Source organism: Variovorax paradoxus (assembly GCA_016806145.1).
GTDB lineage: Bacteria > Pseudomonadota > Gammaproteobacteria > Burkholderiales > Burkholderiaceae_C > Variovorax.
The window spans coordinates 544,342-568,587 of record CP063166.1 but is presented as its reverse complement, the minus strand read 5'-3'; the positions used below and the strand labels follow the sequence as shown (position 1 = coordinate 568,587).

The 24,246-nt window shown below is 68.4% G+C and carries 32 protein-coding genes; 3 read left to right on the top strand and 29 right to left on the bottom strand.

Features of this window, described 5'->3' with window-relative positions:
- Positions 1-23: 23 nt before the first annotated feature.
- The 16 genes from INQ48_02730 to INQ48_02655 form a co-directional block, all read right to left on the bottom strand.
- The gene (locus tag INQ48_02730) at positions 24-1,016 is read right to left on the bottom strand and encodes a type 1 fimbrial protein (GenBank protein QRF58205.1); all 993 of its coding nucleotides are present in this window, start codon (positions 1,014-1,016) and stop codon (positions 24-26) included.
- On the bottom strand, positions 1,013-3,718 hold the full coding sequence (locus tag INQ48_02725; protein ID QRF58204.1) for a fimbrial biogenesis outer membrane usher protein: 2,706 nt from the start codon (positions 3,716-3,718) through the stop codon (positions 1,013-1,015). Before INQ48_02725 ends, INQ48_02730 begins: the two co-directional genes overlap by 4 nt.
- A 17-nt stretch (positions 3,719-3,735) precedes the next feature.
- Positions 3,736-4,506 (bottom strand): molecular chaperone, encoded by a 771-nt coding sequence (locus tag INQ48_02720; protein ID QRF58203.1) that lies wholly within the window; start codon positions 4,504-4,506, stop codon positions 3,736-3,738.
- A gap of 202 nt (positions 4,507-4,708) precedes the next feature.
- Complete coding sequence (locus tag INQ48_02715) at positions 4,709-5,245, bottom strand: fimbrial protein (GenBank protein QRF58202.1); 537 nt, start codon at positions 5,243-5,245, stop codon at positions 4,709-4,711.
- A gap of 198 nt (positions 5,246-5,443) precedes the next feature.
- Complete coding sequence (locus INQ48_02710) at positions 5,444-6,493, bottom strand: NADP-dependent oxidoreductase (protein ID QRF58201.1); 1,050 nt, start codon at positions 6,491-6,493, stop codon at positions 5,444-5,446.
- A gap of 117 nt (positions 6,494-6,610) precedes the next feature.
- Positions 6,611-8,017, bottom strand: a complete 1,407-nt coding sequence (locus tag INQ48_02705) for a HAMP domain-containing histidine kinase (GenBank protein ID QRF58200.1) — start codon at positions 8,015-8,017, stop codon at positions 6,611-6,613.
- On the bottom strand, positions 8,014-8,709 hold the full coding sequence (locus tag INQ48_02700) for a response regulator transcription factor (protein QRF58199.1): 696 nt from the start codon (positions 8,707-8,709) through the stop codon (positions 8,014-8,016). The genes INQ48_02705 and INQ48_02700 overlap by 4 nt, the downstream gene beginning before the upstream one ends.
- A gap of 38 nt (positions 8,710-8,747) precedes the next feature.
- Positions 8,748-9,149: a hypothetical protein gene (locus INQ48_02695; protein QRF58198.1), complete on the bottom strand. Its 402-nt coding sequence runs from the start codon at positions 9,147-9,149 to the stop codon at positions 8,748-8,750.
- Positions 9,143-9,616, bottom strand: a complete 474-nt coding sequence (locus INQ48_02690) for a DUF4260 domain-containing protein (protein QRF58197.1) — start codon at positions 9,614-9,616, stop codon at positions 9,143-9,145. Before INQ48_02690 ends, INQ48_02695 begins: the two co-directional genes overlap by 7 nt.
- Before the next feature lie 83 nt (positions 9,617-9,699).
- The gene (locus tag INQ48_02685) at positions 9,700-10,164 is read right to left on the bottom strand and encodes a Spy/CpxP family protein refolding chaperone (GenBank protein ID QRF58196.1); all 465 of its coding nucleotides are present in this window, start codon (positions 10,162-10,164) and stop codon (positions 9,700-9,702) included.
- 180 nt (positions 10,165-10,344) lie between these two features.
- Entirely contained in the window at positions 10,345-10,713 is a 369-nt protein-coding gene (locus INQ48_02680; protein QRF58195.1) for a DUF4148 domain-containing protein, read from the bottom strand.
- 123 nt (positions 10,714-10,836) lie between these two features.
- A complete protein-coding gene (ptsP, locus tag INQ48_02675; GenBank protein QRF58194.1) occupies positions 10,837-12,633 on the bottom strand; it encodes a phosphoenolpyruvate--protein phosphotransferase in 1,797 nt (598 codons plus the stop codon).
- Between the two features lie 12 nt (positions 12,634-12,645).
- Complete coding sequence (locus tag INQ48_02670) at positions 12,646-12,915, bottom strand: HPr family phosphocarrier protein (GenBank protein ID QRF58193.1); 270 nt, start codon at positions 12,913-12,915, stop codon at positions 12,646-12,648.
- Positions 12,884-13,339, bottom strand: coding sequence for a PTS fructose transporter subunit IIA (locus INQ48_02665; GenBank protein ID QRF58192.1), 456 nt, complete (start codon positions 13,337-13,339; stop codon positions 12,884-12,886). Before INQ48_02665 ends, INQ48_02670 begins: the two co-directional genes overlap by 32 nt.
- Positions 13,336-14,586, bottom strand: a complete 1,251-nt coding sequence (locus tag INQ48_02660) for an MFS transporter (GenBank protein QRF58191.1) — start codon at positions 14,584-14,586, stop codon at positions 13,336-13,338. The genes INQ48_02665 and INQ48_02660 overlap by 4 nt, the downstream gene beginning before the upstream one ends.
- A 43-nt stretch (positions 14,587-14,629) precedes the next feature.
- A complete protein-coding gene (locus INQ48_02655; GenBank protein QRF58190.1) occupies positions 14,630-15,193 on the bottom strand; it encodes a hypothetical protein in 564 nt (187 codons plus the stop codon).
- A gap of 103 nt (positions 15,194-15,296) precedes the next feature.
- On the opposite strand from INQ48_02655, the gene INQ48_02650 reads away from it, so the two are divergent.
- Complete coding sequence (locus INQ48_02650; protein QRF58189.1) at positions 15,297-15,794, top strand: TlpA family protein disulfide reductase; 498 nt, start codon at positions 15,297-15,299, stop codon at positions 15,792-15,794.
- A gap of 76 nt (positions 15,795-15,870) precedes the next feature.
- Here the strand turns inward: INQ48_02650 and INQ48_02645 are convergent, their stop codons facing one another.
- Entirely contained in the window at positions 15,871-16,317 is a 447-nt protein-coding gene (locus INQ48_02645; GenBank protein QRF58188.1) for a cytochrome c, read from the bottom strand.
- Positions 16,318-16,485: 168 nt separating this feature from the next.
- Here INQ48_02645 and INQ48_02640 point away from each other — a divergent pair, with 168 nt between their 5' ends.
- Both INQ48_02640 and INQ48_02635 read left to right on the top strand, forming a co-directional pair.
- Positions 16,486-17,172 carry a cytochrome b/b6 domain-containing protein gene (locus tag INQ48_02640; protein QRF58187.1) on the top strand — a complete coding sequence of 229 codons (687 nt, stop codon included), beginning with the start codon at positions 16,486-16,488 and terminating at the stop codon, positions 17,170-17,172.
- Entirely contained in the window at positions 17,169-17,756 is a 588-nt protein-coding gene (locus INQ48_02635) for a GNAT family N-acetyltransferase (protein ID QRF58186.1), read from the top strand. The genes INQ48_02640 and INQ48_02635 overlap by 4 nt, the downstream gene beginning before the upstream one ends.
- Before the next feature lie 46 nt (positions 17,757-17,802).
- Here INQ48_02635 and INQ48_02630 read toward each other — a convergent pair whose 3' ends face one another.
- From INQ48_02630 to INQ48_02575, 12 genes are all read right to left on the bottom strand, one after another.
- A complete protein-coding gene (locus INQ48_02630) occupies positions 17,803-18,309 on the bottom strand; it encodes a peroxiredoxin (protein ID QRF58185.1) in 507 nt (168 codons plus the stop codon).
- 97 nt (positions 18,310-18,406) lie between these two features.
- Positions 18,407-18,676: a 30S ribosomal protein S17 gene (rpsQ, locus tag INQ48_02625; protein QRF58184.1), complete on the bottom strand. Its 270-nt coding sequence runs from the start codon at positions 18,674-18,676 to the stop codon at positions 18,407-18,409.
- Positions 18,677-18,685: 9 nt separating this feature from the next.
- On the bottom strand, positions 18,686-18,895 hold the full coding sequence (rpmC, locus tag INQ48_02620) for a 50S ribosomal protein L29 (GenBank protein ID QRF60579.1): 210 nt from the start codon (positions 18,893-18,895) through the stop codon (positions 18,686-18,688).
- Positions 18,896-18,950: 55 nt separating this feature from the next.
- Positions 18,951-19,367, bottom strand: coding sequence for a 50S ribosomal protein L16 (rplP, locus tag INQ48_02615; GenBank protein ID QRF58183.1), 417 nt, complete (start codon positions 19,365-19,367; stop codon positions 18,951-18,953).
- A 66-nt stretch (positions 19,368-19,433) separates the two neighbouring features.
- Complete coding sequence (rpsC, locus tag INQ48_02610) at positions 19,434-20,345, bottom strand: 30S ribosomal protein S3 (protein QRF58182.1); 912 nt, start codon at positions 20,343-20,345, stop codon at positions 19,434-19,436.
- A gap of 15 nt (positions 20,346-20,360) precedes the next feature.
- Positions 20,361-20,693, bottom strand: coding sequence for a 50S ribosomal protein L22 (gene rplV, locus INQ48_02605; protein QRF58181.1), 333 nt, complete (start codon positions 20,691-20,693; stop codon positions 20,361-20,363).
- 9 nt (positions 20,694-20,702) lie between these two features.
- The gene (gene rpsS / locus INQ48_02600; protein ID QRF58180.1) at positions 20,703-20,981 is read right to left on the bottom strand and encodes a 30S ribosomal protein S19; all 279 of its coding nucleotides are present in this window, start codon (positions 20,979-20,981) and stop codon (positions 20,703-20,705) included.
- 10 nt (positions 20,982-20,991) lie between these two features.
- Positions 20,992-21,816 carry a 50S ribosomal protein L2 gene (rplB, locus tag INQ48_02595; GenBank protein ID QRF58179.1) on the bottom strand — a complete coding sequence of 275 codons (825 nt, stop codon included), beginning with the start codon at positions 21,814-21,816 and terminating at the stop codon, positions 20,992-20,994.
- 2 nt (positions 21,817-21,818) lie between these two features.
- Entirely contained in the window at positions 21,819-22,154 is a 336-nt protein-coding gene (gene rplW / locus INQ48_02590; protein ID QRF58178.1) for a 50S ribosomal protein L23, read from the bottom strand.
- Positions 22,151-22,771, bottom strand: a complete 621-nt coding sequence (gene rplD, locus INQ48_02585) for a 50S ribosomal protein L4 (GenBank protein QRF58177.1) — start codon at positions 22,769-22,771, stop codon at positions 22,151-22,153. The genes rplW and rplD overlap by 4 nt, the downstream gene beginning before the upstream one ends.
- On the bottom strand, positions 22,771-23,451 hold the full coding sequence (gene rplC / locus INQ48_02580) for a 50S ribosomal protein L3 (protein ID QRF58176.1): 681 nt from the start codon (positions 23,449-23,451) through the stop codon (positions 22,771-22,773). Before rplC ends, rplD begins: the two co-directional genes overlap by 1 nt.
- Before the next feature lie 247 nt (positions 23,452-23,698).
- On the bottom strand, positions 23,699-24,232 hold the full coding sequence (locus INQ48_02575; GenBank protein ID QRF58175.1) for a hypothetical protein: 534 nt from the start codon (positions 24,230-24,232) through the stop codon (positions 23,699-23,701).
- Positions 24,233-24,246: the final 14 nt, after the last annotated feature.

The window sequence follows — 24,246 nt, the reverse complement described above, 5'->3', positions numbered from 1 at the left end:
CGGCACGCGCCGGGCCGATCCGGCTATTTGTAGTCGAGCGTGAAAGTCGCCGTGCCGTCGGCGCGCCCCGGCGTCACCGCATTGCCGGTCTGGAAGTAGCGCGCCGTGTACGGCAGCACGTAGTCGCCGTCCTTCGACGGCCCCACCAGCGCCTCCTCGCCGTACTTGACGGGCACCTTCTGTCCGTCGATCACCTGGATGCCCACGCCGGTCGCGGTGCCGGCGCCGCCCTGGGTGATGCGGATCACCCCATCGTCGCCCGCCGGGTCCTTGGTCGCATCCATGCGCAGGTACACCGTGTTCTGCGCGTTCTGGCCCGCCCTGCAGTTCAGCTTGATATTGAAGTTGCGGTCGCCCGTGGTGGTGCCCCTGCCCTTGAAGTTGCTCTGCGGCACCTTGCCGAACTGGACCGAGATGTTGCGCGAGCCCGTGTCCACCGTGCACGAGGGCGTGATGATGGTGATGCCCTCGCCCAGCAGGTAGGTCGTGAGCACCGAGCGGTTGTCCGATCCCACCGCGTAGTACTGGGTGTAGGTGCCCTGCGCCAGCGGCCCGTTGCCGGTGACCGTCGCGATCTTGAACAGCTCCACCTGGAAGCGCGAGGCCGCGTTGAACTCGCCGAAGTCGGTGGTGGTCGAGCGGTCGTGCGGGTAGTAGCTGACCTCGGTGTCGCTGAAGTAGCGCGACAGCCGGATGCCCACGCCGGGTACGGCGGTCGTGTACACGTGGTCGTACCCGGGCACCGCCGTGCCCTGCAGCATCACGCCCTTCACGCTGCCGCCGCCGGTGCAGGTCCACGGCTTGTTGGTGGTGCCCGTCAGGGGCAGTGGGAACAGCTGCTTCTTGAAGATGGTGCCGACCGCGGCATCGTTCGGAATGACCACCCGGCCCATCGCCATGTTGACCGTCTTCTCGATGTAGCCCGGTGTCACCCGGCACTCGGCCCAGGCGCCCTGCGCGCCGAACAGCAGCGCGAGCGCGGGGAGGATGAAACGGGACGGCGTGCTGGCGCTCATCGCGCTCCTTTCAATGTCGCGAACGGCACGGACGTGGGGCCGCTGCACTGCCCCGCCAGTTCGCGGATCGGCGGCGGGTTGGCGTCCTCGGGCAGGCTGTAGGCCACCGTGCACTGGTCGTTGGCGCCCTGTCCCCAGCGCACCGTGAGATGGCCGCTCTGGCCCGCGCCGGTCACGAAGGCCTGGCCGTCGGGGCCGACGATGCCGACCTCCTGGCCGGCCTCGTTCTCGATCTTCGAACCCAGCGGCAAGGCGCGGCCCTTCGCGTCGCTCAGCGTCATCAGCAGGCGGAAGCCCACCGAGGTCTCGAACTTCGCGACCACCACGGCGCCGCGCGTGGGCACCACCTCCATCGCCGCGTTCTTCACCTCGACGGTGTCGCCGAGGTCGCCGGTGCGCAGCGCGAGGCGGTTGAGCCGGTACGGGCTCAGGTTCGGGATGACGGCATTGCCCGCGCTGTCGGTCGCCACGCCCGGCTGCGACTCGAAGCCCACGCCGCCGGCCTTGGGCGCCTGCACCAGCGCGATGGTCTCGCCCAGCGGCTGCGACAGGGTGAGGCCGCCGCCGTGCGCCAGCAGGCCGCCCGACATGCCGAAGGTGGTCTGGCCGTAGCCCTTGCCCTGCGAATGGCCGACATCGAAGCGGCCCACGGGCGACAGGTAGCTCGCGCTGGCGCTGCCGTTGGAGCCCTGGCCCTCGACGTTCGAGTGGCCCGCGGTGACGTTGTAGTTGAGCCGGCTGTCCTCGAAGGCGCTGCCGTAGACGCTGGCCTGCTGGTTGAGGCGCCCGTCGCTGTCGCGGCTCACGGTGTACTGCGCGCTGGCGCGCGTGTCGCCCAGCGGGATGCTGACCATCACCATCAGTTGCCGGTTGACCGGGCGGGCCGTGCCGGCGCCGAAGCTGTTGATGCCGCCGTTGTTGGTGCTGTGGTTGTAGAAGACGCTGTAGCCGAACTGCTTGTAGTTGCCCGACCAGCCGACCTGCACCAGCCGGTCCTTGGCGGGCGTGCCCCAGTAGGTCTGCTGGCGCGCCGAGGCGAACACCGAGCCCCAGCTGCCGATCTGCTGCGAGAGCTCGAAGCGCAGCTCGTTGCGACGGCTGTTGAAGTTGTCGGGCAGCAGCAGGCCCTGCATCTGCGCCGCTTCCTGGAAGGTGCGGTAGCCGCTGGTCGAGTAGCGGTAGCCGGCCACGCGGAAGTTGGTGCCCGAGTCGACGAAGGCCTTCGAATAGAGGAAGCGCAGCGACTGGCCGTTGTAGGTCTTGTCGAAGCGGTCGACGGTGCGCGCGGCCGAGAGGTCGAACGAGACGGCGCCGAAGGCGCGCATGTTCTTGCCCACGCCCACCAGGCCCGACTGGTACTTGCGCGCGGCGATCAGGCCGCCGTACACCGAGTACTCGTCGGGCAGGCCGCGCGCCAGGGTCGCCTGCAGGAACACCGGCTCGGCCGGCGCCTGGCTCGGCAGCAGCGGGTTGGCGTTCACGCTGTCGTAACCGTTGCGGTACTTGCCCACGGTGGCCGAGTAGCGCCAGGTGCCCTCGCGCAGCAGGGTGGGCACGGCCGAGAAGGCCTGGGTGTACCTGGTCTGGCGGCCATCGGCCTCGGTGATCGTCACCTCGAGGTCGCCGCTCGAGGCGGTGGGATAGAGGTCGTCGAGCACGAAGGGCCCGGGCGCCACGAAGGTGCTGTAGACGATGTAGCCGTTCTGCCGCACGGTGACGCGCGCATTGGTCTGGGCGATGCCGCGGATGGTGGGCGCGTAGCCCTGCAGGCTGTCGGGCAGCATGGCGTCGTCGGAGGACAGCTGCACGCCGCGGAACGGCAGGCTGTCGAAGAAGTTGCCGGGCGTGTTGCCGTCGCCGATCAGCAGCTGGCCGTTGATCGGGGCCAGGTCGCGCTGGGCGTAGCTGGTGACGCCCTGCCAGCGGCTCTGGCCGTCCAGGCCGCGGTTGTAGGTCGAGTAGTGGCGAAAGCGCCAGTCGCCCCAGTTGAAGCCCGCGCGCACGCCCGCGAAGAAGGTGTTGCGCTGGAGCGTGTTGCGGTTGCGGTTGAACGGATCGGCGGCATCGAAGACGTTGAGCTGCGGGTTGGTCAGCGGGTTGTCGTTGCGGTAGTCGCTGCCGCTGAAGCGCGAGTGGTTGAGCTGGTAGTCCAGCATGAAGGCGGTGATGCCCCTGTCCCACTTCTCGGGGCCCACGGCGCCGCGCGCGCTGCGCTTGAGCGCGGCCTGCGGAATGCTCAGGAACAGGCGCTGGCGGCCGGCGTCGTAGCTGAGCTTCGATTCGGGAATGGCGCCGGCGAGGTCGATGCAGACTTCGTCGGCGGCAGCGGCGATCGCCGGGAACACGGCGACGTTCACGCCCCAGCCGTCGAGCAGGCCGCGCGTGAGGCAGGCCACGGCGTCGTTGGTGCCTTCCCTGTCCTCGAAGCGGACCTCGCTCTGGCCCACGCCGCGCTCGTTGAGCGAGACGTCGACGGTGTACTTGCCCGCGAGCACGCGGTTGCCGAAGGAGAACAGCGAGAGGTCGGCATTCGGCTGGTCGCCGCCGATGCCGAGGAATTCCTCGTTGAAGCTCGAAGCGGCGAGCTGCTGCTTCTGCGGCGCGGGTGCGGCATGGGCGCCGTGCATGCCGAGTCCCGCGAGCAGCGCGGCGGCGACCGGCGCGCGACGCAGCGCGGGGAAGGTGGGCACGCGGCGGCGCATGGCTCGGCTCGCCTTCCTCAGCGCTTCGCGGCGTCCGCCGCGACAGGCACCAGCTCGGCCTTCACGGCCACTGGCGCATCGCCCGCGGGCACGCGCACCAGCTCCTCGGGGGTTTCGCCGCCGTAGTCGTTGAGCGTGGTGAAGTTGACCTGGATCGCCTGCGGTGCCTTCACCGCGGTCAGCGGATACAGCGACTCGCCGAAGGGCGGCACCATGTCGGCGTTGATGTCCTGCTGGCCGCCATTGATCCTGAGACCGGTGAAGGTCACGTGGTAGGGCGTCGGGTTACCGATTCGAAGCACCGCGCCCTGCGCGCCGCCGGCCACCGCCCACTGCAGTTGCGCGCGGGCCTCCTCGGACTTGCCGCCCAGGCCGCTCGGCCGGTAGAACAGCTTGATGCGGCTGCGCACCGCGATCTGCAGCACGTTCTCGTCCTTCGAACGCTCGGGAATCTCCTTCACGTTGAGCCAGAACACCGATTCGCGGTCGGCCGGCAGTTCGCCCGCCACGCGCATGATGCGCAGGATGTTCTCCATGCCGGGATCGAGCCGCGACAGCGGCGGCGTGACCAGCATCGGGGTCTTGTTCCTGCCCTCGCCGGCGTCGATCCAGGCCTGGACCACGTAAGGCGAGGTGCCGGTGTTCTTCACCGGGATCGAGGCTTCGCGGTCCTTCTCGCCCAGGATGACGCGCGTGCCGCCGAGCATCACGCCCGCCGCGGCCGGCCACTGGAGGCACAGCATCGCCACGATGCCCAGGGTCCAACGAATTCGATTCTTGCTGCACATACGACGGGTTCCTCGGCACGGCGGACGCTGGCGTCCGGGCGCACCCCCGCACGGCGGCGCACGCGGCGCACCGGCGGAAAAAACGGGTGATGGAAAAACCGGCCGAAGCGGCGCGCCACGCGAGGCGGCCGCGTCGGTTCGGTGCGGCCATCCGGCAAGGCCTGCCGCCAACGGGCAGGGGCCGGATTTCCGCGAGGGCGGCTTACTTGTAGTTGACCGTGAACTGGGCCACCGAGTTGGCCGGACCGACCGTCACGGTGTCCTTGGTCGACACGTACACGGCCTGGAACTTCAGGGCGTTGTCGCCCTGGCCCAGCACGTACTGCGCCGATTCCGAGCCGAGCGGAATCTTGGTGGCGGCCGAGTCACCGAGCTCGATGGCCACGCCCGAAGCCGTGGTCACGCCGACCTGGCCGGCATTCGCCAGGCGCAGGTTGGTGGCGTCGTCGAGGTCGGGCGTGCCGGTGAACGACACGGTCGCGCCCTTGGCGGTGGCGCCGCAGCCGAGCAGGTCGATGGTGAACTTCGACGGCGTGGCCTTCTTGCCCTTGCCGCCGTCGAGCACCGTGCGAGCGACCTTGCCCAGCGGCACGGTCATGTTCTGGCTGTTCGGCGAGATCGAGCAAGGCGCATCGACGATTTCGCCCGTGAAGTTGATGGTGCCGTCGGCAGCCATCGCGCCTTGCGACAGCGCACCGGCAACAGCGGCCAGCGCCGCCAGCTTGAAGAATTTACGCATCTGGATTCCCTGGGGATTGTTAACAAAAAGACTAATGCCTTGACAAGGCAGCGCGCAGTCTATTAACCAATTCCTAGGAGAAGAAGACGTTTTGGCCTCAGTTGACAGTGGTTGACATTGTTAATCAACCGTTTGTGAACTAAAGCCAAATGCAAACTTTTCGATACGAAAGTTTTGCCAAATACTACCGAGCTGCCTTCACTCGGTCGCCACCTGCAGCACCAGCTTGCCGAAGTTCGCGCCGCTGAACAGCCGGTTCAGGGCCTCGGGGAAGGTATCGAGGCCCTGCACGATGTCTTCCTTGCTCTTCATGCGCCCCTCCTTCAGGTAACCCGCCAGCTCGGCGATGGCCACGGGATAGCGGTCGGCGTAGTCGAACACCACGATGCCTTCCATGCGCGCCCGGTTCACCAGCAGGCTCAGGTAGTTGCGCGGGCCGGCCGCGGGCATGCTGTTGGCGTTGTTGTACTGGCTGATGGCGCCGCAGATGATGATGCGGGCCTTGCGCGCGATGCGCGCGAGCACGAGGTCGAGGATCTCGCCGCCGACGTTGTCGAAGTAGATGTCCACGCCCTTGGGGCAGTGCTGCTTGAGGCCGTCGCGCACGGCGGCGGCGCCGGCCTTGTAGTCGATGCAGGCGTCGAAGCCCAGCTCCTTGACCACCCAGTCGCACTTGGCCTCGCCGCCCGCGATGCCGACCACGCGGCAGCCCTTGATCTTGGCCAGCTGGCCCACGGTCTGGCCGACCGCGCCGGCGGCGCCCGAGATCACGACGGTCTCGCCGGCCTTGGGCTGCCCCACGTCCATCAGGCCGAAGTAGCCGGTCATGCCGGGCATGCCCAGCACGTTGAGCCACTGGGTGATGCTGCCCACGCGCAGGTCGATCTTCACCAAGCCGTTGCGCTTGATCTCCTCTTGCGGGATCAGCATGTATTCCTGCACGTTGAGCGTGCCGTAGACGGTGTCGCCGACCGCGAACTGCGGGTTCTTCGAAGCGATGACGCGGCCGACGCCGCCCGCGCGCATCACGGCGCCGATCTCGACCGGCGGGATGTAGCTCTTGGCATCGTTGAGCCAGCCGCGCATGGCCGGGTCGAGCGACAGCGACAGCGTCTTGACCAGCACGCCGCCCTCGGCCGGCTCGGCCACGGGCTCGCTGCCGAAGCGCCAGTGCTCGCGCGTGGCGGCGCCCTCGGGACGCTTGGCGAGGCGGACCTGGTGGTTGACGAGTGCGGTGGTGTCGGTCATGAAGCGTCTCCTGAGATGGGGCCGCGCCCCGGTGTGGCTGAGCGGCGCATGCTAGCCGCGCGGCGCGGGGCCGCGCGTAGCGCAGGCGACAGCCCGGCCTTCCCGCTCGGGAGCCCGTCAGCCCAGCCGCACCACGATCTGCAGACCCGGCGACGCATTGCGCACCCGCAGGCTGCCGCCATGCGCCTCGGCGATCAGCCGGCACAGGTACATGCCCAGGCCGACGCCGCCGGTGGCGCGCTGGCGTGCGCCGTCGGTGCGGTAGAAGGCCTCGGTCAGCCGCTCGAGCTGCGCCTCGTCCACGCCCGGACCGAAATCGCGCACCTCGATCTCCACGCCCTGCGCCTGGCCCTCGAGCACCGCGCGCACCGACACGCTGGGCGGACGCGGCGCCTCGGTGCTGTAGCGCAGCGCGTTGTCCAGCAGGTTGCGCACCAGCAGGCGGATGCGCATGCGGTCGACCGAATGCGCGGGCAGGCCCTCGGCGAGGTCGAGGTGGACCTCGCGCGCGGCCGGCATCTCGGCCACGGTCTCACGCACCAGCGCCGCGAGGTCGATGCGCTCGCGCTGCAGCGCCGCATGCGGGCTCGCGAGCCGTTCGCTCTCGAGCAGGTCGCTGATCAGGTCGCGCATCTCGTTGAGGTCGCGCAGCAGCGCCTCGCGCTCGGCCCGGCCCTCGGCCGTGGCCGGCAGCAGTTCGGCATTGAGCCGCGCGCGCGTGAGCGGCGAGCGCAGCTCGTGGCTCAGCGCCAGCAGCAGGCCGCGCTTGGCATCGAGCATGGCCTGGATGTCGTGGGCCATGGTGTTGATGTGCTCCGCGAGATCGCCGATGTCGTCGTTGCGCCGCACCGGGATCGGCCGCTCGAAGTCGCCGCGGCCGAAGCGCTGCGCGCCCTCGCGGATGTCGATCAGCGGCCGCAGCAGCCGGCTCACGTAGGCATAGCCCAGCACCACGAGCAGCAGCAGCAGGCTCAGCGTGGCCCAGCCGGCCGCGCGCGGCGCGATCTGCCACAGCCGCGGCGCCCAGCCGAAGATCACGCGGTGGCCGTCGGCCGTGGGTCGGATGAACCACTTGTCGCCCCATGTCGATTCGTCGTGGTCGCGCATCCAGCCGCCGCGCGTGCCGTGTTCGCCGGGGTTCGAATCCCAGTTGACCGTCGGCCCGACGATGCGGATGGTGATCGGCAGGCGGTCGACCAGCGCCTGCGCGCGCGACACGTCGGGCGGCGTGCCGAGCTCGGCCACCAGCCGGTCGGCGTAGTCGACCAGCATCGGCTGCGCGGACTCGGCCCAGCCGGTGGAGAAGGACTTCTTCATGCCCGCGAGGAACACGCCGGTCATGACCACCGCGAGCAGCACGAACATCATCACCAGCCGGATGCGCAGCGAGCGGCGCCAGCGGCGCTTGCCCTGCACCTTCTCGTGCCACTGCGCATGCCACTGCCGGTGCAGCTCGTCGCGGCGGCAGGCGAAGGCGTGCCACGCGCCCTCGCGATCGCGGCGTTCCCGGCGGCGGAAGTTCATGAAGAAGGCTCGCCGGGCGCCACGGCCAGCGCGTAGCCCGCGTTGCGCAAGGTCTTGATGCAGTCCAGCGGCTCGAGCTTCTTGCGCAGGCGGCTCACCACGATGTCGACCGCGCGCGTGTAGAGCTCGGCCTCGTGGCCGCGCAGCCGGTTGAGGATGTCGTCGCGGCTGAACACCTTGCCGGGCTCGGCCGCCAGCAGCGCCAGCAGCTCGAACTCGGTGCCCGTGAGGTCGACGCGCTCGCCCTGGCGCAGCACCAGGCGCCGGTCGAGGTCGATCGCCAGGCCGTCGAACACGCGCTGCTGCGACGAGGCGGCCGCGGGCGGCGCGACGCGCTGGCGCCGCAGGATGGTCTGCACGCGCGCCACGAGTTCGCGCGGCTCGAAGGGCTTGGGCACGTAGTCGTCGGCGCCGAGCTCGAGGCCGACCACGCGGTCCATCACCTCGCCGCGCGCGGTCAGCATCACGATCGGGATGTCGCTCTCCTTGCGGATCTCGCGGCACAGCGCGAAGCCGTCCATCTCGGGCAGCATGACGTCGAGGATGGCGGCGTCGAAGCTCTCGGCGCGCAGCCGCGCCAGGCCTTCGCTGGGCCGCACCGCGCTCTCGAGGGTGCAGCCGAAGCGCGCGAAATAGCTCGCCAGCGGCGCGCCGAGGTGCTCGTCGTCGTCGATCAGCAGGATGCGCGGCATGGGCGGATTGTGCCTTCTGGCCAGGAGCTGGCTGATGATCAACCCGCCCGGCATCGCACCGCCACGACGAGGCCGGCCGCGAGCGCGGCGAGCAGGACCAGGTGATAGGCGACATCGGGCACGGTCTGCGGCCCGATGCCGATCGCGATGGTGAACAAGCCGACCAGCGTGCCGAGCAGCGCGAAGCCCTGGGCGCGGATCGCGAACCAGCGCGTCCAGGCCGGGCGCAGCCAGCTCGCGATCGCCGCGCCCACCAGCACCAGCGCGATCACGGCCTCGGCCGTGCGTGCCTGCGCATGCGCGAAGCCGGGGATCAGCCGGCCCGCGTGCACGGCCGAGGCGGTGCCGAGCGCGAGCGCCTCGGCCAGCAGCCAGGTGCGCGCCGCGGCGGGGCGCAGCACCGGGCGCTCGGCATCGGCGTGGATCGCTTCGCTCACCATGGGTCCTGCCTTCCGACGCGGCCCAGGTGCGTGAAGCCGAAGCCCGCGTCGTACTTGAGGCCGAAGCCCAGCGCGCGATCGAACGCGATGTGCGCGGCCCAGATCAGCGCCAGCGGCAGCGCGAAGGGCAACGCCACCAGCAGGCCCAGCGCGCCGATGCCCAGCGGCACCAGGTACGAGTGCGCGAGGTTGTAGACCCGCGCGCCGATGCGCGGCCCCGCCAGGTAGCCGAGCATCGACAGGTCGGGCAGCAGGAACAGCAGCGCGAACAGGCCCCAGCCGCCGCCGGTGCGGTCGTAGGCGATCAGCGCGCCCGCCAGCACGGCCAGCGACTCGAGCCGCAGCGTGGTGCGCACGCCGCCGGTCGCGGCGCCTTCCCGCATCTCGGTCGCGGCATCGCTCGCGCGGCGCGCGGCCTGGCGCCGCAGCGCGATCAGGTCGCCCAGGTTCGGTTCGATGGTCTTCATGGTGTGCTCGCATCAGGTGGAGGGCGCCGGGCCCCGAAAGGAACGGAAGGCGGCCCCGCCCGCGGGACGGGGCCGCCGGTGCATCAGCCTTGGCGGCTCCAGCGGCGTCCGCCGCGCTCCATGAACTCGCGCACCTTCTGCTGCTGCGCGGGGTTCAGGTGGTCGAAGAAGTCGGCCGCCGCGGCAATGATCTCGGGGCTGCCATTGCGCAGCGCCGCGGTCTTCTCGTCGACCAGGCGGGTGGCGCCGGCCTGGTCGAGCTTGTTGCCCGCGAACAGGGCGCGGAACTGCGAGCGCGGATCGCCCGCGCCGTCGGCGCCGCGCAGGGCCTGACGCTGCGCCTGCAGCTTCTCGGCCAGCACGGTGAGCTTCTGCTTCTGCGCGGTATCGAGGTCGAGCTTGCTGCCCACGCGCTCGACCATCTTGGCGCGGAACTCGGCGCTGTCGCCGTTCCAGCCGTGGCGATGACCGGCGCAGCCGGCGACGCTGCCGGCCACCACGGCGAGCCCGGCAAAACCGAAGAGCGTGCGTTTGATCCAGTGTTTCATGACGGGTCCTTGTGTGTGTTGGAGGAGGAAGCTCGATGGTGCTTTCGGGGCAGCCTGGCGTCCTTTCGCCGCGGTATCGGCGTGTTTCGTTTTATTGCGACGCGATGTTCGAGCGGCCGAAACGAAAAAGCGACGCCGGGTGCGTCGCTCGTTTCGGGGGGCTGCGGGAGAACGCGTCGCTCAGAGCTTGCTGGCGTCGCGCGAGGCGGCGGCGCGTGCGTCCACTGGGTTCTGCAGCGTCGAGATCACCTTGCTGTTGACGCGCGAGCCCGAGCCCACGTTCTGGTCGGGCGCGGCCGCGGTGCGCACGGCCTCGGCGACCACGCTGGCGCGGTCGGTCGAGCGCGCCACGGTCTCGGGGCCACGCGAACCGCGCGTCACGTTCTGGTTCGGCGCCGCGGCGGCGCGCACGGCTTCGTCGTTGATCTCGGCGCGGGTCTTGGCCGACACGGCCTGGTGCACGCCGTCATAGCTTTCGGCCTTGGCGCCCGCGGCGGCGAGCATGGCGAAGGAGGCGACGGCGACAGCCTGGGTCAGGGAGAGCTTCATGGATCGGGCCTTTCAGGGTTGGTGAAGAGAAGGCCTGATCGTGCTTGCCGGCGCGCGGCAAGTCCTTTCGCCGCGGTTTCGGCGTGTTTCGTTTTATTGCGCCGGGCTTGAAGCGCGCGGCGCTCAGCCCGCGAGCATGGCGCCGGGATCGTCCGAGTCGACCACCGAGCGCGCCCAGGTCTCGAGCTTGCTCGTGTCGGCGCGCAGCACTTCCTGCTTGACCGCGAGGATGCGCGAGGGATGCATCGAGAAGCTGCGCAGCCCCAGGCCCAGCAGCAGCCGCGTGAAGGCCACGTCGCCCGCCATCTCGCCGCACACCGCCACGGCCTTGCCCTGGCGCCGGCACTCAGCGATGGTGTCGGCCACCAGCTTCAGCACCGCCGGATGGGCCGGGTCGTAGAGGTGCGCCACCGACTCGTCGGCGCGGTCGATCGCCAGCGTGTACTGGATCAGGTCGTTGGTGCCGATCGAGAGGAAGTCGAAGTGCTTCAGGAAGGTACGCAGCGTGAGCGCCGCGGCCGGGATCTCGATCATGGCGCCGAGCTTCACCTGGCCGTGCACCGCGCCGCGGTTGTCGAGCTCGGTGCGCGCGAGCGCGAGCAGCGCCAGCGTCTGGCGGATCTCGCTCGCATGCGCGAGCATCGGAATCAGCAGGTGGATCTCGCCGTGCGCGGCCGCGCGCAGGATGGCGCGCAGTTGCGTGAGGAACATCGCGGGATCGGCCAGGCTCCAGCGGATCGCGCGCAGGCCGAGCGCGGGATTCAGGTGCTCCTGCTTGTTGGCGGACTTGTTGTCCAGCGGCTTGTCGGCGCCCACGTCGATGGTGCGGATGGTGACCGGCATGCCCTGCATGCCCTCGACCGCGCGCTTGTAGGCCTGGTACTGCTCCTCTTCGTCGGGCAGCCGGGTCTGGCGCGCCGACGACTCGCGGCCCATGAACAGGAACTCGCTGCGGAACAGGCCCACGCCGACCGCGCCGGCCTTCATCGCGCCCACCGTGTCCTCGGGCATCTCGATGTTGGCGAGCAGCTCGACGCGCTGGCCGTCGAGCGTGACGGCCGGCTTGTGGCGCAGCCGCGCGAGGCGCCCGCGCTCGAGATCGCCCTGGCGCTGCTTGAAGCCGTACTCGGCCAGGATGATCGGCGAGGGATCGATGATCATCACGCCGGCATCGCCGTCGATGATGACCCAGTCGTCCTGCCGCACCAGCTGGCTCGCGGTGCGCGCGCCGACCACGGCCGGCACGTCCATGCTGCGCGCCACGATCGCGGTGTGCGAGGTGCGCCCGCCGACGTCGGTGACGAAGCCGGCGAACACGCTCTTCTTGAACTGCAGCATGTCGGCCGGCGAGAGATCGTGCGCGATCAGCACCAGCGGCACGTCGATGCCGTCGCCCGCGGTGAGGTCGTCGTCCTCGTCGGACGAGGCGCGCTTGCGCCGCGGCGGGCTCGGCGCCAGCACCGCGGCCGTGCCCTTCATGCGGTGCAGCAGCCGCTCCACCACCTGCTCGAGGTCGGCCTTGCGCTCGCGCAGGTACTCGTCCTCCATCTCGTCGAACTGGCGCGCGATGACCTCGAGCTGCGTGGTCAGCGCCCATTCGGCGTTGTAGAGCCGCTCGCTGATCCAGTGCTTGACGCCGCCGCTCAGGGCCTCGTCCTGCAGCAGCATCTGGTGCACCTCGAGCAGCGCCGCGAGTTCGTGCGGCGCGTCGTTCGGACCCATCTGCGCGACGTTGGTCTGCAGCTTGGCCAGCTCCTCGGCCACGGCGTTGCGCGCGGTGCGCACGCGATCGATCTCGGTCTCGATCTCCTCGGGCTTGATGAAGTAGTGGGCCACGTCGATGCGGCTCGACACCACCAGCACCGCGCGGCCGATGGCGATGCCACGGGCGACGGGAAGGCCGTGGACTGCGAAGGTCATGCGGAGTGGTCCTTATTCGCCTTCGCCGAACTTGTCGTCCATGAGCTGGACGATGGCGTTCATCGCTTCTTCTTCCTGCGGGCCGTTGGTCTCGAGCTCGACGGTCGAGCCGAGCCCGGCGGCCAGCATCATCACGCCCATGATGCTCTTGGCGTTGATGCGGCGGTCGCCGCGCGAGAGCCACACCTCGCAGGGAAAGCTGCCTGCGAGCTTGGTCAGCTTGGCCGATGCGCGTGCATGCAGTCCCAGCTTATTGCTGATGGTCACGGATTTCTTGATCACTGTGCTTTCTCTTGGCCTGGTTCTGCGGTGCCGCCACCGCCACTTGCATCACGCCCGCGGTGCCGCCGGCGATGGCGCGCTGCACGAGCACGTCGAGCGGCTCGTGCCGGTAGGTCACGGCACGCAGCAGCATCGGAAGATTGACGCCCGCCACGAGCCGCGAGCGCACGCCGTCCACCAGCTTCTGCGCCACGTTGCAGGGCGTGGCGCCGAACACGTCGGCCAGCACCAGCACCTGCACGCGCGGCCCGTTGAGCTGCTGCGCGAGCGTGATGCGCGCGGCCGCCAGGGTTTCCTCGGGCGGCACGTTGGGCAGCACGTCGAGCGCGACGATGGCGTTCTCGCTGTCGGGGAACACATGCAGCGCGCACTTCCGCAACGCTTGTGCGAACGGCGAATGGGCAATGATGAGGATGCTGTTCATGCGGCTCGGGGGACGGCGCGTCGATTATGCGGGGGCGCCCGGAGGAAGTAGATATACGACATAACGCAGCACCCCAGGAGGATGGCCATTGCGCCACGGAAAGCGTCCACGGTGTCGAGGCCGGCGCGCACGAACAGGTCGATCAGCAGGCCCACGCCCCACTGCACCACGAACACGCCGACGAAGATCACGAGGTTGTAGGCCGACAGCGCGCGGCCCGCGAGCGCCGGCGGCAGCGCCATCGCGACGGCCGGCTGGGCCAGCGTGACCACCGTGGAGAAACAGAGAAACACCGCCCAGGTGCCCGTGCCCGCGCGTGGACCCGCTATCAAAACAATAGCCATGAGCAGCAGCGAGAGCGGCAGGCCCCAGGCCATGAGCCGTTCCGCCGGAATGCCGCGCTGCGCGAGCCTGGGATTGGCCACGCCCCAGAGCCAGTAGGTGGCGAGCAGCACCAGGCTGATGGCGAACAGCGCCTCGGCCGCGCGCAGCGGCGTGTAGCCCGACACCCGCGTGAGCCAGGGCACGGCCCACAACGACTGCATCGCGATGAAGCCGCCGTAGTGGAAGAAGCCGATCGGCGCGAGCTTGCGGAAGAAGGGATCGCGCCAGACGGCGGCGTAGCTGCCGCCGTCGTCGACAGCCGCCACCGTCGCGGCGGGTGCCTGGCGCCACGACGGCGCGACCCAGGCGATCAGCAGCATCGAGACGATCACGCCCGCGCCCAGCAACCAGAACAGCGCGCGCCAGCCGACCAGCGGCACCAGCCATTGCACCGGCAGCGTCGCGCCGACCAGCCCGAAGGACTCGACCATCAGCATCCACGAGTTGCTGCGCAGCTGCATCGCGGGCGAGAGCCAGCGCCTGTAGCCGGTGAGCGGCGCCATCAGGCAGGCGCTGACGCCCACGCCGGTGAGCACGCGCGCGGCCAGCAGCAGCGAGAAATGCGTGGCGACCGAGAACAGCAGGCAGCCGGCCACCGCCACGCCGAGGAAAGCCACCACCACGCGCTTGGGACCGTGGCGGTCCAGCCAGGCGCCCATGGGCAGTTGCGTGAACGCGAAGCCGAGGAAGTAGCCGCCCGCGAGCAGGCCGAGGTCGCGCGATTCGAGGTCGAACTCGTCGGTGAGCGTGGGCGACAGGGTGGCGGTGATCGCGCGCACCAGCGTCGAGAGGAAGTACGCGAAGGCGAAGGCCAGGAAGACGCCGGCGACGCGGCGCCGACCGCCGAGGGTGCCGTCGCTCATCGCGCGGCCGCCCGGAGCGCCGCGCCGAGATCGCGGGGGCGGCTCATGGCAGCCGCAGGCCTTCGAAGAAGGTCTTGGCGGCCTCGCCCGACGACGGCCGGCCGAGCACCATCGCCTGGTAGAGCGACACGGCGCCGGGCGGTGTCGAGCGGGTCTCGGTCTGGGCGAACCACAGTACCTGCAGTGGCTGGCCCGTGGGCGTGGCCGGCGCATCGAGCCGCAGCGGCGCGGGCGTGGCGGCGGCGCGCGGCACCGTGGCCGGCGCCTCGGTGGTGGCCGCGCCCTGCAGCTGCTCGCGCGTGGCGAGCTGCCAGGCGCGCAGCCAGCTCTCGGCCTGGGCGGCGTTGGCGGCGGTGGCATGCGCGATCGCGAAGGTGGCGCCGCCGGCCTCGCAGCCGGCCATGTCGACCTGGACCGATTCGGCGCCCAGCGGCTGCGCGCGCGTGGCGCGGTCGGCCTTGCAGGGCAGCAGCGCGACCAGGCCGGCCTCGGCCACCGGGACCTCGCGCCAGTTGAAGGTCGGGCTGCAGGCCGCGAGCACGAGGACCGCGGCGGCGGCGCAGGAGGCGCGCGCGCGGCGGCGAGGACGGGAGGTGGGCTGCGGCATGGGGATCGGATTATCGATCCACCGTTCCACGGGCACTGTTGCGCGCGCCAGCAGGTTCGAACCTGCGGAACTAGAATCGCGCCGCCCCACTCAGTCAGCAGCCATGAAAAAGTACGTTATCGCAGCCGCCGTTGCCGTCGCCCTGGCCACTGGCGTGGGTGTGTACCTCGGCTCGGGGGCCACCGCGGCGCCCGCCTCGACCTTCGTGCTGCTCGACGGCACGAAGAAGAGCACCGAGGACCTCAAGGGCAAGGTCACGCTGGTCAACTTCTGGGCCACGAGCTGCGTGACCTGCGTCGGCGAGATGCCCAAGGTGATCGCCACCTACGACAAGTACAAGTCGCAAGGCTACGACACGCTGGCGGTGGCCATGAGCTACGACCCGCCGAGCTACGTCGTCAATTTCGCCGAAACCCGCAAGCTGCCGTTCAAGGTGGCGATCGACAACACCGGCAGCGTGGCGCAGGCCTGGGGCGACGTGAAGCTCACGCCGACCACCTACCTCGTGAACAAGCAGGGCCAGATCGTCAAGCGCTATGTGGGCGAGCCCGATTTCGCCGAGCTGCACAAGCTGATCGAGAAGCTGCTGGCCGAGGCCTGAGCCCTTCCCCAGCCATCAAAAAGGCGCTGCCCGTGACCGGACAGCGCCTTTTTCGTTGGGGCAAGCGAGTGGCGGATCAGCGATCGCGGAAGGTGTCGTGGCAGGCCTTGCAGCTCGCGGCGGTGGGGCCGAACTGGGTCTTGAGCGCATCGATGTTGCCGGCCTTGGCGGCCACCAGCAGCTTGCCGGTCTCGGCGATCAGCTTGTCCTGGTGCTCCTTGAACTTGGGCGCTTCCTTCCAGACCTCGGGCTTGGCCTTGCCGCCCTCGGTGCCGGCGCCGAAGCCGGCCCAGGGCAGCTTCGCCATGTCGGCCACCACCTCGGCATTGGCCGCGGCGGCGGCGGCGTCGTAGGGCGCGCGGCCGTTGGCCATGGCGCCCAGGCGGCCGAAGTGCTGCGACATGACGAACAGCGCGCTCTGGCGGTACTTGATGGCGTCTTCAGGCTTCGCGAACTGGGCCGCGGCCGGCAGGGTGGTGGCGGCGCAGGCTGCAGCCAGCGCGAAGGTGGCGAGTCGGATCATCGTGGTCCTTCTGACGTGTGGGAATCGTGGGTGATGCCGTCGAGCGCGGCACCTGCGCGGCAGTGTAGGGGCAGGCCGGCCGGCGCGCATAGCAACAACCCGATGGAGCGAGCGGCCCGGACTTTGCTAATCTGCGCCTTCCGCAGCCATGCGCTCCCCCCTCCTTCGATGACCGACTCCCCCGCGGCCGCGGCGTCCCGCCAGGCCACCCGAACACGCGTCTGGGACCTGCCGACCCGGCTGTTCCACTGGGCCCTGGCCGCCGCCGTGATCGGGCTGATCGCCACCGGCCTCGGCGGCATCATGGAATGGCATTTCCGCCTCGGCTACACGGTGCTCGCGCTGCTGCTGTTCCGGCTGGTCTGGGGCTTCGTCGGCGGGCGCTGGTCGCGCTTCGCGGCCTTCGTCTATGCGCCGGGCTCGCTCCTCGCCTACCTGCGCGGCCGCGCCCATCCCGATGACCTGATCGGCCACACGCCGCTGGGCGCGCTGTCGGTGTTCGCGCTGCTGGCCATCCTCGCGCTGCAGGTGGCCACCGGCCTCGTGGCCGACGACGAGATCTCGGCCGCCGGGCCGCTCACGCGCTTCGTCTCGGGCGATCTCGTGAGCCTGGCCACGGGCTGGCACAGCACGCAGGGCAAGTGGATCGTGATCGCGCTCGCGAGCCTGCACGTGCTCGCGGTGCTGTTCTACGTGCTGGTGAAGCGCCACCGGATGGTCGCGCCGATGCTGTCGGGCGACAAGGACATCGCCGCCGCCGGCAGCCGCGACGACGCGGCATCGCGCGGCTTCGCGCTGGTGCTCGCGCTGCTGTGCGCGGGCGTCGCGTACTGGGTTTCGTCGTTGCGCGCATGAGCTCATCCGTCTCACGCCCCCTGCCGCTGTCGGACACGCCGGCCGTCGTGCTGCTCACGCCCGACGAGGTCCATGAACTCGAGGCCGCGCGCGTCATCTTCCGCGACTACGCCGCCTCGCTGGGCATCGATCTCGAATTCCAGAATTTCGAGCAGGAACTGGCCGCGCTGCCGGGCGAGTACGCCGAGCCGCGCGGCACGCTGCTGCTGGCGCTGGTCGATCCGGCGCACGTCAAGGACGAGGTGGGTCGCGCCACGCCGACGCTGCTGCGCGCCGATGGCCGGATCGCGCACGTGGCGGGCTGCTGCGCGCTGCGGCCGCTCGACAGCGCGGACTATGTGAATGCGGCGGAGATGAAGCGCCTGTACGTGCGCCCGGGCTTTCGCGGCCTCGGATTGGGCCGCCAGCTCGCCGAGGCGATCCTCGACGCGGCGCGTGGCGCGGGCTACGGCTGCGTGCTGCTCGACACGCTCGACGAGATGGAGTCGGCGCGCGCCCTCTATGAGGACCTGGGCTTCGCCGAGGTGCCGCCCTTCTATCACAACCCCATTGCGGGGGCGCACTACCTGAAGGTGGACCTGTAGGCGAGGAACGGTCCGCGGGGCGGGCCGTTCTCGTCGGACCTGCCGCTCAGCCCTTGGCTTGCGCCAGCAGCGTCTCGGCGTTGCTGACTTCGAACTTGCCCGGTGCCTCCACGTTGAGCGTCGCGACCTTGCCGTCCTTCACGAGCATCGAGTAGCGGTTGCTGCGCAAGCCCATGCCGCGGCCCGTGAGGTCCAGCGTGAGGCCCGTGGCCTTGGCGAAATCGGCGCTGCCGTCGGCCAGCATGCGCACCTTGGCGCCGGTCTTCTGGTCGCGCGCCCAGGCGCCCATCACGAAGGCGTCGTTCACGCTCACGCACCAGATCTCGTCCACGCCCGCGGCCTTGAAGTCGTCGAAGTGCTGCACGTAGCCGGGCACGTGCTTGGCCGAGCAGGTGGGCGTGAAGGCGCCCGGCAGCGCGAACAGCGCGATGGTCTTGCCAGCCGTTGCCTTGCTCACGTCGACGGGGTTCGGGCCGATGCTGCAGCCTTCGCCCTCGACTTCCGAGTACTCCTGCAGGGTGGCCGAGGGAAGGGTGTCGCCGACTTTGATCATTTGAAAGTGCTCCTGGAAAAAGAAAAACGGCCCACATTGTGGGCCGTTTCGCGATGGACTGCCGACTGCCTTGCGGAGCCGGCGGACCCGAGGGGGATCAGACCAGGACGGCCTTCTCGACCAGACGGGTCACGACCCAGTTCTTGGTCTTCGAGATCGGACGGCTTTCCGTGATCTCGATGGTGTCGCCCAGCTTGTACTCGCCGTTTTCGTCATGGGCGTGGTACTTGCTCGTCTTCGCCACGATCTTGCCGTAGAGCTCGTGCTTCACACGGCGCTCGACCAGCACGGTCACGGTCTTGGCACGCTTGTCGCTGACCACCTTGCCGATCAAGGTGCGCTTGAGGGATTTTTTAGCTTCCGTCATGTTCACTCCTTACTTGGCGGCTTGGGTTTCTTGCTGCTTCTGAGCAAGAACGGTCTTGGCGCGCGCGATGTCGCGACGCGTCACGCGCAGCGTCGAGGTGTTCGACAGCTGTTGCGTGGCTTTCTGCATGCGCAGGCCGAAATGGGCCTTCTGCAGATCCTTGATTTCGGCTTGCAGACCGGCGACGTCCTTCTCGCGCAGTGCTGCTGCCTTGCTCACCTTGGCCGGAGCCGCGGCTTCTTTCTTCTTACGTGTTGCCATGGATGTTCTCCTCTCAGGCGCCGAGCTGGCGCGAGACGAACGTCGTGCGCAGCGGCAGCTTGGCAGCGGCCAGGCGGAAGGCTTCGCGGGCGAGTTCTTCGGGCACGCCGACGATCTCGAACACGATCTTGCCGGGCTGGATCTCGGCGACGTAGTACTCGGGGTTGCCCTTGCCGTTACCCATCCGCACTTCTGCGGGCTTGGTCGAGATCGGCTTGTCGGGGAACACGCGGATCCAGATACGGCCACCGCGCTTCACGTGACGCGAAATCGCGCGGCGAGCGGCTTCGATCTGGCGCGCCGTGAGGCGGCCGCGGTCGGTGCATTTCAGACCGAAGTCACCGAAGGCCACCGAGTTGCCCCGGGTGGCGACGCCGGTGTTGCGGCCCTTTTGTTCCTTGCGGAACTTTCTGCGTGCAGGTTGCAGCATGTCTTGTTACTCCGTGAGGACTGCCCCGGGCTTCCTGTGCGAATGCACACCCGGGGCTGAGACCGATTACTCGGTCTTGGCACCGTCCGCTGCTGCAGCGGGCGCGGCTTTGCGGACGCGCTTAACGGCGGGTTTCGAGTCTGCACCGGCACCGCCGGTTGCTTCTGCGGGCTTGTCGCTGCCGTCGGCGGGAGCGGTGTTGCCACCGATCGGGCCACGGGCACCGGCACGCGGGCCACCGCGGCGGTCACCGCCTGGACGGTCGCCACCAGGGCGGCCATCACGGCGCGGACCACGCGGACGACGCTCTTCCTCGGGACGCGGGGTCTCGACGGCGGGCAGGTCGTTGCGGCCCAGGGTGTCGCCCTTGTAGACCCACACCTTGACGCCGATGACGCCGTAGGTGGTCTTGGCTTCCGAGGTGCCGTAGTCGATGTCGGCGCGCAGCGTGTGAAGCGGCACGCGACCTTCGCGGTACCACTCGGTACGAGCGATTTCGATGCCGTTCAGGCGGCCAGCCGACATGATCTTGATGCCCTGGGCACCCAGACGCATGGCGTTCTGCATGGCGCGCTTCATGGCGCGGCGGAACATGATCCGCTTTTCGAGCTGCTGCGTGATGCTGTCGGCGATCAGCTGGGCATCGATTTCGGGCTTGCGCACTTCCTCGATGTTCACTGCCACCGGCACGCCGAGCTGGCGGCCCAGTTCGCGCTTGAGGTTCTCGATGTCTTCGCCCTTCTTGCCGATCACGACGCCCGGACGAGCCGAGTAGATCGTGATGCGGGCGTTCTTGGCGGGACGCTCGATCAGGACGCGCGACACCGAAGCGTTCTTCAGCTTCTTCTTCAGGTATTCGCGAACCTTGATGTCTTCGGCCAGCATGCCCGCGAAATCGCGGTCACTGGCGTACCAGCGGCTGGACCAGTTACGGGTAACCGCCAGACGGAAGCCGGTCGGATGGATTTTCTGTCCCATATTTCTTCCAGGCTCTTAGTTGCCAACCGTCACGTACACATGGCACGTGGGCTTGCTGATGCGATTGCCGCGACCCTTGGCGCGCGCCGTGAAGCGCTTGAGCGTGGCGCCCTGTTCGACGTAGATGGTCTTGACCTTCAGTTCGTCGATGTCGGCACCGTCGTTGTGCTCCGCGTTGGCGATGGCCGACTCGAGCACCTTCTTGATGATCACAGCGGCCTTCTTCTGCGTGAACTGCAGAACGTTGAGCGCTTGATCGACCTTCTTGCCGCGGATCAGGTCGGCGACCAGACGGCCCTTGTCGACCGAGAGGCGTACACCGCGGAGGACTGCACGTGTTTCAGACATGGTCGTTCCTTACTTCTTCTGGACTTTCTTGTCCGCGGGGTGCCCCTTGAACGTGCGCGTGAGCGCAAATTCGCCGAGCTTGTGGCCGACCATCTGGTCGGTGATGTAGACAGGCACGTGCTGCTTGCCGTTGTGCACTGCAATGGTCAGGCCGATGAACTCGGGCAGGACCATCGAGCGGCGCGACCAGGTCTTGATCGGCTTCTTGTCCTTCGTCGTCACGGCCTTGTCGGCCTTGGCAACGAGGTGATGGTCAACAAACGGACCCTTTTTGAGAGAGCGAGTCATTTGCTATCCCTTACTTCTTGCGGCGCGACACGATGAAGACCTGCGTGCGCTTGTTGTTACGGGTACGGTAACCCTTGGTCAGGTTGCCCCACGGGTCGACAGGGTGACGGCCTTCGCCGGTCTTGCCTTCGCCACCACCGTGCGGGTGGTCGACCGGGTTCATCACCACGCCGCGAACGGTCGGGCGGATACCCATGTGACGCTTCACACCGGCCTTGCCGAGCTGGCGCAGGCTGTGTTCTTCGTTGGCAACTTCACCGATGGTCGCGCGGCATTCGATGTGAATGCGGCGAACTTCGCCCGAACGCATGCGGACCTGGGCGTAGACGCCTTCACGGGCCAGCAGCGTGGCCGAGGTACCGGCCGAACGTGCGATCTGCGCGCCCTTGCCGGGCTGCAGTTCGATGCAGTGGATCGTCGAACCCACGGGGATGTTGCGGATCGGCAGGGTGTTGCCGGCGCGGATCGGAGCTTCCGAACCCGACAGCAGCGTTGCACCGGCTTCCAGACCGCGCGGGGCGATGATGTAGCGGCGCTCGCCGTCGGCGTAGCAGATCAGCGCGATGTGGGCGGTGCGGTTCGGGTCGTACTCGATGCGTTCGACCTTGGCCGGGATGCCGTCCTTGTTGCGCACGAAGTCGACGACGCGGTAGTGGTGCTTGGCACCGCCGCCACGATGACGGATCGTGATGTGGCCGTTGTTGTTGCGGCCGGCCTTCTGGAACTGGGGTTCCAGCAGGGGGGCGTGAGGAGCACCCTTGAACAGGTGGTCACGCGAGATCTTCACCGCGCCGCGTTGGCCCGGCGAAGTGGGTTTCATCTTGATGACGGCCATGATTAAGCGCCTTCCCCGACGAGGTTGAGCTCTTGACCGGCCTTCAGCGTGACGTAGGCCTTGCGAACGTGGTCGCGGCGGCCGACGGACTTGCCGAAGCGCTTGGTCTTGCCCTTGATGTTGGCAACCGACACGCCCTTGACTTCGACCTTGAACATCAGTTCGACGGCGGCCTTGATCTCGGGCTTGGTGGCGTCTTGCAACACCTTGAAAGTGACAGCGTTCGACTTCTCGCCGACCATCGTGGCCTTTTCGGACACGATCGGGGCGACCAGCACGTTCATGAGACGGCCTTCGTCGAACTGACGTTGAGCAGGGGTGGGGTTCACGCGGCTCATGCGAACATCTCCTTGAGCTTGTCGACGGCACCCTTGGTGACCAGCACCTTCTTGTAGTGGACCAGCGACACCGGATCGGCGTAACGGGGTTCGACCACGAGGATGTTGACCAGATTGCGCGAGGCAAGGTACAGGTTTTCGTCGACTTCTTCGGCGATCACGAGCACGGACTCGAGATTCATCGCCTTGAAACGGGCTGCCAGCGGCTTCGTCTTGGGCGAATCCACGGTCAGCGAATCCACCACGGCCAGACGGCCTTCGCGAGCGAGCTGCGAGAAGATGGACGCCATGCCGGCGCGGTACATCTTCTTGTTGATCTTCTGCGAGAAGTTTTCGTCAGGCATGTTCGGGAAGATCCGGCCACCCCCGCGCCACAGCGGCGAGGACGTCATACCGGCACGGGCGCGGCCCGTTCCCTTTTGCTTGAAAGGCTTCTTGGTCGAGTGCTTGACCTGTTCGCGGTCCTTCTGGGCGCGCGTGCCTTGGCGGGCGTTGGCCTGGAACGCGACGACGATCTGGTGCACCAGGTCTTCGTTGTAGTCACGGCCGAACACGGTTTCGGGGGCGTCGTACTTCGACGCGGCCTGACCTTGCTCGTTCAGGAGTTCGAGTTCCATTACTTCGCTCCTTCAGCCGCTTGCGGCTTGGCCTTGACGGCGGGACGCACGGTGACGAAGCCACCCTTCGAACCCGGGATCGCGCCCTTGATGAGCAGCAGTTGACGCGCTTCGTCGATGCGGAACACCGAGAGGTTCTGCGTCGTGCGGGTGACGTCGCCGAGGTGGCCCGTCATGCGCTTGCCGGGGAACACGCGACCGGGGTCCTGTGCCATGCCGATCGAGCCGGGCACGTTGTGCGAACGGCTGTTACCGTGCGACGCGCGCTGCGAGCTCATGTTGTGACGCTTGATCGTGCCGGCGTAGCCCTTGCCGATGGAGGTGCCTTGCACGTCCACCTTCTGGCCCACGGAGAACACGCTGCCGGCCGCGATCACGCCGCCAGCCTGGTGCTGACCTGCGGTATCTGCGGTGACGCGGAATTCCTGGATGATTTCGCCAGCTTCGACACCCGCCTTGGCGAGGTGGCCGGCTTCCGGCTTGGTCACGCGCGATGCTTTGCGCGAACCGAACGTCACTTGCAGTGCGACGTAGCCATCGGTCTCTTGCGACTTGATCTGGGTCACGCGGTTGTTCGAAACATCCACCACCGTGACAGGAACTGCATCCCCGTCATCGGTGAAGAGACGCATCATCCCCACCTTGCGGCCCAGCAACCCGAGGGAGTTGCTCAGACTCATGTGTTTTCTCCAAAAAATGGAAGCTTCTCCCGCCGCTGCCACTTCAATTGGCGACAGCGTTTGACCGAAGTCGTATGACCGACTCGCGGCAACGGGGGAAGGTTGATAAATCTCCGACCTGCACGTACCTTGCGGACGCAACAAGGGCAGAGCCAGCGATTATAGCCCGCGGCGCGGGTGAGGTGCAAGCGCTGGAAATGGGCCCGTTTCGGGGTGCCCGCAACGGCCGGCGGGGGCCGTTTTCCGCCTATTTGGCGGGCATCGTGATGATGCTGTCGCCTTCCTTGGTGCCCTGGATGTCGCCCTGCGACTTCATCAGGGGCGCGGTCCCGGCCTGGATCGGGATCGAGATGGCGCTGCTGGCTCCGCCCTGGGTCACGAACACGTTCAGGTAGCGCAGCCCGTCCGACTCGCTGACGACCGACACGGTCGCGCTGCCGCGTTGTCCCGTCGAGAGCGTCAGCGGACCGCCATTGCGCAGCGTCAGGCCGGGGTCCGCGGTGAAGCGCACCGACGCGCCCTGCGGATCGGTCACGCCGTCGAACTGCAGCGCGACCGACGTGGCGCGGCCCGCCTGGGGCGCGCCGTCGACGCGGTACTGCACCACGACGCCCGAGTCGTTGGACTTCTGCACGGCCGTGGCCATGGGCGCGGGCGCCGTCTTGTGCTGCGAGCGCTTGTGCGCGCGCGCGTCCGGCACGCCGTCGGCCAGGGCCCAGCTCGCGAGCGCCGCCAGCGAGAGCGCCGCGACGGCGGTCCGTGTGTTCGAGCGAATCGTCATGGCCATCATTCCTC